Genomic DNA, 5,432 nt, shown 5'->3' with positions numbered 1-5,432 from the left:
TCCCGGACGGGAGAGGTGGGTGCCGCCCTCGTCCCCTCCGGCACCGGCTCGAAAAAATCGGGCGCGGGTTCCCTCCGCCGGACCGGCGTGGTGAGGCTCAGCCGCGGCCGAGGGCGGCCGAGAACTCGCGCAGGTTGCTGCGGATCATGTCGAGATAGGTGGGCGCCGGGCCGGAGGGGCCCGACAGGGCGTCCGAGTAGAGCCGGCCCCCGATCCGCGCGCCGCTCTCGCGGGCGATCTGCTCCATCAGGCGCGGGTCGGCGATCGTCTCCAGGAACACGGCCGGGACCTGCTCCTGGCGGATCTGGCGGATGATGCGGGCCACGCTGCGCGGGCTCGCCTCGCTGTCGTTGGCCACCCCCTGGGGGGCGATGAAGCGCAGGCCGTAGGCCGCGCCGAAATAGCCGAAGGCGTCGTGGGTCGTGATCACCCGCCGGTGCTCGGGCGGGATCGCCGCGATGGCCGCCCGCACCTCGCCGTCCAGGGCGTCGAGCTTGGCGAGGTAGGCGGCGGCGTTGCGCGAGAAATCCTCCGCGTGGGCCGGATCGGCCTTGGCGAGCCCGTCTCGGATGTTGGCGACGTAGACCTTGGCGTTGGCGATGCTCTGCCAGGCGTGCGGGTCGGCCTCCGCGCCGCCCGGATGCGCGTGGCCGTGCTCGCCCGCGTGGTCGTGCCGGGCCGCGATGGTCTCGACCCCGCGCGCCGCCACGATCACGGGCGCGCGGGCGCCGGAGGCCCGGATCAGCCGGTCGAGCCAGCCCTCGAAGCCGAGCCCGTTGACGAAGACGATGTCGGCCCGGGCCAGCAGCCGGCCGTCGCCCGGGGCCGGGCTGTAGCCGTGCGCGTCCGCGTCCGGCCCGACGAGGCTCGCGACCTCGACCCGGTCGCCGCCCACCTGCCGCACGAGGTCGCCGAGGATCGAGAAGGTCGCCACCGCCCGCAGGCGCTCGGCCGCCTCCGCCCGACCAGCCAGCAGCATCGGCGCCGCCGCGAGGAGGACGGCCAGGGCCAGGAGTAAGCCGATCCGCCGCCGCACCATCCGCCCCCGCATCGCGTCTCTCCCCCGTCCGATCGGGGCTGCATAATGTAATAGTATTACATTTCCAAGCCCGGTCCGCCCGGCGAAGATGACAAAGCTTTCATGCGGGCGACAGGCCGCGGCCATCCGACCTTGGCCATTCTGATCCCCGCGGCCCCGTCCCGCCTCGACGGCGCGGCGGTGCGCGAGTGCCCCGCCCCTGGGGCCGGAGGAGAGCGCCATGCGCAGATTCGTGACCGTCGGTTTGATCCTCGTCGGCATCGGCGTCGTCGGCGGCGCCGTCGCCAAGGACGATCCGTTCTCCCGCCCGCCCGCGGGCCGCTGGAACGCCTTCTCGGCCGAGGACCGGGAAGCCTTCGCCGACGCCCGCATCGCGGCGCTCCGGGCGGGGCTGCGCCTCAGCCCCGAGCAGGAGAAATTGTGGCCGCCGGTCGAGGCGGCGATCCGCGACCTCGGGCGCCTGCGCCGCGAGCAGCGCGCCGCCCGGGCGGAGCGGGGCCGCATGGTCGACGACGCGCCGGCCGCGATCCGCGCCATGGCGGACGCCGCGACGGCCCGCGGCGAGGCCCTGCGCAAGCTCGCCGACGCCTCGGCGCCCCTCTACGCCACCCTCGACCCCGACCAGAAGCGCCGGGCCCTCGTGCTCGCCCGGCCGATGCGCGGCGAGGGCCGCGGCGGCTGGCGCCACCACCGGCACGGGCCCGGCGAGGGGCGCTGAGCCGGTCCGGCGACCGCGGCGCTTGATCCGCGGCGGCCGCGGCGGCAAACACCGCGCGAGCCGCCGCGCGGGCGCCGATGATCCCGCGGCGCCAGGAACAGGCCATGGCGCGCCGCCCCCGACTGAAGACCGACACGCTCCCGCTGATCTGGCGGGTCTGGCGCGAGTGGCTCTCGCCCCACCGGGGCACGCTCGCGGTGGTGCTGGTGCTGATCGCCCTCGTGGGCGCCGCCACCGGCCTCTACCCCGTGCTGATCAAGGGGGCCTTCGACGCCTTCGACAGCAAGGACATGGGGGCGCTGGCCTACGGGCCCCTGATCGTCATCGCCGTGACCTCGGTGCGGGGCTTCGCCCTGTTCGGGCAGACGGTGCTGACGAACCGCGTCGTCACCCGGGTCGAGGCCGACATGCAGGCGGCCCTCTACGGCCACCTGATCGACTCGGACCTCGACCAGCTCGCCCGCGAGAGCCCGGCCGCCTTCACGCAGCGCTTCACCACCGACTTCGCCTTCATCAAGGAGGCGCTGACCCGGATCTCGACGGTTCTCCTGCGCGACGTCGCCATGCTCGTCGGGCTCGTCGCCGCGCTGATCTGGATGGACCCGCTCCTGACGCTCGTCGCCGCCGTGACGGTGCCGTTCGTGGCCGGGCCGATCGGCCGGATCGGCAAGAAGCTGCGCCGGGTCTCGACCACGACGCAGGAGCAGATGGGGGCCACCGCGAGCCTGATCAGCGAGAGCCTCGCGGGCGCGCGCGTCGCCAAGACCTACGCGCTGGAAGGCTACCTCAAGGGCCGCGCCGCCGAGGCGCTGGAGCGGGTGCGCCGCCTGAAGATGAAGACCGCCAACGCCCGCGGCCGGCTCGACCCGCTCCTCGAGGTCGGCGGGGGCGTGGCGGTGGCGGCCGTGCTGATACTCGTCGGCCAGCGGGTGATGTCGGGCGAGCGCACGGTGGGCGACTTCACGGGCTACACCGCCGCCCTGCTGCTCGCCGCGCAGCCCGCCCGGGCGCTCGGCACCCTCAACGCGATCCTGCAGGAGGCGGCGGCCGCCCTCCAGCGCTACTTCGCCCTGATGGACGAGGCGCCGCGCATCCGCGAGGCGCCGGGCGCGCCGCCGCTCGCGCCCGGCCCCGGCGAGATCCGGTTCGAGGCCGTGCGCTTCCGCTACCGCGAGGACGTGGCGGCCCTCGAAGGGATCGACCTCGCGGTGCCGGCGGGCCGCACGACGGCGCTCGTCGGGCGCTCGGGCTCGGGCAAGTCCTCGCTCCTCAACCTCGTGCCGCGCCTCTACGACGTGACCGGGGGCCGCGTGACGATCGACGGGCAGGACGTGCGCGCCGTCACCCTCGCCTCGCTGCGCGCGGCCGTCGCCGTGGTCTCGCAGGAGGTGGTGCTGTTCGACGACACGATCGCGGCCAATATCGGCTTCGGTCGGCCGGGCGCGAGCGAGGCCGAGATCGAGGCCGCGGCGCGGGCGGCGGCCGCCCACGACTTCATCGCCCGGCTGCCCGAGGGCTACGGCTTCCGCGTCGGCCCGGCCGGGGGGCGCCTCTCGGGCGGCGAGCGACAGCGCATCTCGCTCGCCCGCGCCTTCCTCAAGGACGCGCCGATCCTCCTCCTCGACGAGGCGACCTCGGCCCTCGATTCCGAGTCCGAGCGCCTCGTGCAGGGGGCGCTGGAGCGGCTGATGCGGGGGCGCACCACCCTCGTCATCGCCCACCGCCTCTCCACCGTGCGCGAGGCCGACCAGATCGTGGTGCTGGAGGCCGGCCGCGTGGTCGAGCGGGGCACCCACGCCGCGCTCCTTGGCGAGGGCGGCGCCTACGCCCGCCTCCACCGCCTGCAGCTCTCGGACGAGGCCCTGCCCGCCCACACCGAGACGTGACCGCGGGGCGGCTGAGCGGCGGCCGGCCGGGGCGCTATATCGCGGCGGCACACCCCTCGGAGGCTCCGGCGATGGCAGGCGAACCCTACGGCCGCACCCGGGACGGCCGCGACGTCACCCGCTACCGGCTCGCCCGCGGGCGCCTGCGGGCCGAGATCATCGATTACGGCGGCATCCTCACCCGGCTCGACGTGCCAGACCGCGGGGGCCGGCCCGCCAACGTGGTGCTGGGATTCTCGAACTTCGCCGATTACGAGGCCCGCAACCCGCATTTCGGGGCGCTGACCGGCCGCTACGCCAACCGCATCGCGGGCGGGCGCTTCAGCCTCGACGGGCAGGACTACCGCCTGCCCGTGAACGACGGCCCGAACACCCTGCACGGCGGCCCGAACGGCTTCGACAAGCGGATCTGGCGGGTGGAGGCGGCAGAGGCCGACCGGCTCGTCCTGCACTACCGGAGCTGCGACGGCGAGGCGGGGTTTCCCGGCAACCTCGACGTGCGCGTGACCTACGCGCTGACCGCCGACGACGCCCTGCGCATCGACTACGCCGCCTGGACGGACCGGCCGACCGTCCTCAACCTCACCAACCACAGCTACTTCAACCTCGCGGGCGAGGGCTCGGGCGACGTGTTCGGCCACGCGGTGGAGATCACTGCTGACGCCTTCACGCCGACCGACGCCACCCAGATCCCCACCGGCGCGATCGCCCCCGTCGCGGGCACGCCCTTCGACTTCCGGCAGGCGACGCCGCTCGGCGCCCGCATCCGCGAGGCGGTGCCGCAGCTCGCGCTCGCCAAGGGCTACGACCACAATTTCGTGCTGCGCGGCGGCCGCACGGCGTTGCGCCCCGTCGCCACCTGCCTCGACCCCGGCAGCGGCCGGCGCATGGAGGTCTCGACCACGGAGCCCGGGCTCCAGCTCTACACGGGCAACAACCTCGACGGCACGCTCGCCGGCCCGAGCCGGCGCCTCTACCGCTCGGGCGACGCGGTCTGCTTCGAGACGCAGGGGTTCCCCGACGCGCCGAACCGCCCGGACTTCCCCTCCGCGGTGCTGCGCCCGGGCTCCTGCTTCGAATCGACGACCCGGTACCGGTTCGACGTGGGCTGAGGGGCGGGATGCGGCCCTCCCTCGTCGAGCAGACCAAGCTCCTCGCCAATGCCCTGGACCGGGCATCGACGGCCTGCATCACCGTCGGCATCGCCACGCCCATCGCGGGCTACGTCTACAACGTGAGCAATTTCCGGGCGCTGGTCACGCTCTCGGAAGTGCTCGGCGCCGTCTTGATCTGGTTCCTGATCGCGGCGACCTTACATCTCTGGGCGCGCCGTGTTCTGAAGGGTCTGGACGGATGAACGGGGCCTTTATCCTCGCCTTCGTGATCACGCCGCTCCTCGTGCTCGCGCTCGGATGGTCCGCGGTCGCGTTCCACGAGCGCGAGGTGCGCCGCCAGAAGCGGGCTCCGGGCGAGTGAGCCCGCGCCAGCCCCCTCTCACATCCCCTGCCCGTCCGTCTCGACCAGGATCTCGCGCTTGCCGGCGTGGTTGGCCGGGCCGACGATGCCCTCGATCTCCATCTTCTCCATGAGCGAGGCGGCGCGGTTGTAGCCGATCTGCAGGCGGCGCTGGATGTAGCTGGTGGAGGCCTTCTTGTCCCGCAGCACGACCTGCACGGCCTGCTCGTAGAGGTCGCCGCCGGCCTCGCCGAAGGTGCCCTGGTCGAACACCGCGCCGTCCATCTCGAGCTCGACGGCGCCGCCCTTGGGCGCCTTCTCGGCCTCTCCCGAT

7 protein-coding genes are annotated in these 5,432 nt (G+C 73.9%); 5 read left to right on the top strand and 2 right to left on the bottom strand.

The genetic code is table 11. The annotated features are described in order from the left end of the window. Positions 1-97: 97 nt before the first annotated feature. Positions 98-1,051 carry a metal ABC transporter substrate-binding protein gene (locus tag MOX02_RS27570; RefSeq protein ID WP_373866790.1) on the bottom strand — a complete coding sequence of 318 codons (954 nt, stop codon included), beginning with the start codon at positions 1,049-1,051 and terminating at the stop codon, positions 98-100. 208 nt (positions 1,052-1,259) lie between these two features. Here MOX02_RS27570 and MOX02_RS27565 point away from each other — a divergent pair, with 208 nt between their 5' ends. From MOX02_RS27565 to MOX02_RS32765, 5 genes are all read left to right on the top strand, one after another. Next, positions 1,260-1,757 (top strand): Spy/CpxP family protein refolding chaperone, encoded by a 498-nt coding sequence (locus MOX02_RS27565; RefSeq protein ID WP_147028995.1) that lies wholly within the window; start codon positions 1,260-1,262, stop codon positions 1,755-1,757. A 104-nt stretch (positions 1,758-1,861) separates the two neighbouring features. Next, positions 1,862-3,643 (top strand): ABC transporter ATP-binding protein, encoded by a 1,782-nt coding sequence (locus MOX02_RS27560; protein ID WP_147028994.1) that lies wholly within the window; start codon positions 1,862-1,864, stop codon positions 3,641-3,643. 71 nt (positions 3,644-3,714) lie between these two features. Continuing rightward, a complete protein-coding gene (locus tag MOX02_RS27555) occupies positions 3,715-4,755 on the top strand; it encodes an aldose epimerase family protein (protein WP_147028993.1) in 1,041 nt (346 codons plus the stop codon). A gap of 8 nt (positions 4,756-4,763) precedes the next feature. Continuing rightward, a complete protein-coding gene (locus tag MOX02_RS27550; RefSeq protein ID WP_147028992.1) occupies positions 4,764-5,000 on the top strand; it encodes a hypothetical protein in 237 nt (78 codons plus the stop codon). Beyond that, the gene (locus tag MOX02_RS32765; protein WP_280525363.1) at positions 4,997-5,119 is read left to right on the top strand and encodes a hypothetical protein; all 123 of its coding nucleotides are present in this window, start codon (positions 4,997-4,999) and stop codon (positions 5,117-5,119) included. Before MOX02_RS27550 ends, MOX02_RS32765 begins: the two co-directional genes overlap by 4 nt. Before the next feature lie 18 nt (positions 5,120-5,137). On the opposite strand, the gene MOX02_RS27545 is transcribed toward MOX02_RS32765, so the two are convergent. Then, positions 5,138-5,432, bottom strand: a 295-nt coding sequence (locus MOX02_RS27545) for a DNA translocase FtsK (RefSeq protein ID WP_280525362.1), incomplete at its 5' end; no start/stop codon positions are given.

It is taken from the genome of Methylobacterium oxalidis (genome assembly GCF_007992195.1).
Lineage (GTDB): Bacteria > Pseudomonadota > Alphaproteobacteria > Rhizobiales > Beijerinckiaceae > Methylobacterium > Methylobacterium oxalidis.
This window is presented reverse-complemented; position numbering and strand designations above follow the sequence as displayed.

What these genes read in the sequence shown, in the direction of transcription:
- MOX02_RS27570 (WP_373866790.1), bottom strand. Translation starts at nt 1,051, where the DNA reads ATGCGGGGGCGGATGGTGCGGCGGCGGATCGGCTTACTCCTGGCCCTG.
- MOX02_RS27565 (WP_147028995.1), top strand. Translation starts at nt 1,260, where the DNA reads ATGCGCAGATTCGTGACCGTCGGTTTGATCCTCGTCGGCATCGGCGTC.
- MOX02_RS27560 (WP_147028994.1), top strand. Translation starts at nt 1,862, where the DNA reads ATGGCGCGCCGCCCCCGACTGAAGACCGACACGCTCCCGCTGATCTGG.
- MOX02_RS27555 (WP_147028993.1), top strand. Translation starts at nt 3,715, where the DNA reads ATGGCAGGCGAACCCTACGGCCGCACCCGGGACGGCCGCGACGTCACC.
- MOX02_RS27550 (WP_147028992.1), top strand. Translation starts at nt 4,764, where the DNA reads ATGCGGCCCTCCCTCGTCGAGCAGACCAAGCTCCTCGCCAATGCCCTG.
- MOX02_RS32765 (WP_280525363.1), top strand. Translation starts at nt 4,997, where the DNA reads ATGAACGGGGCCTTTATCCTCGCCTTCGTGATCACGCCGCTCCTCGTG.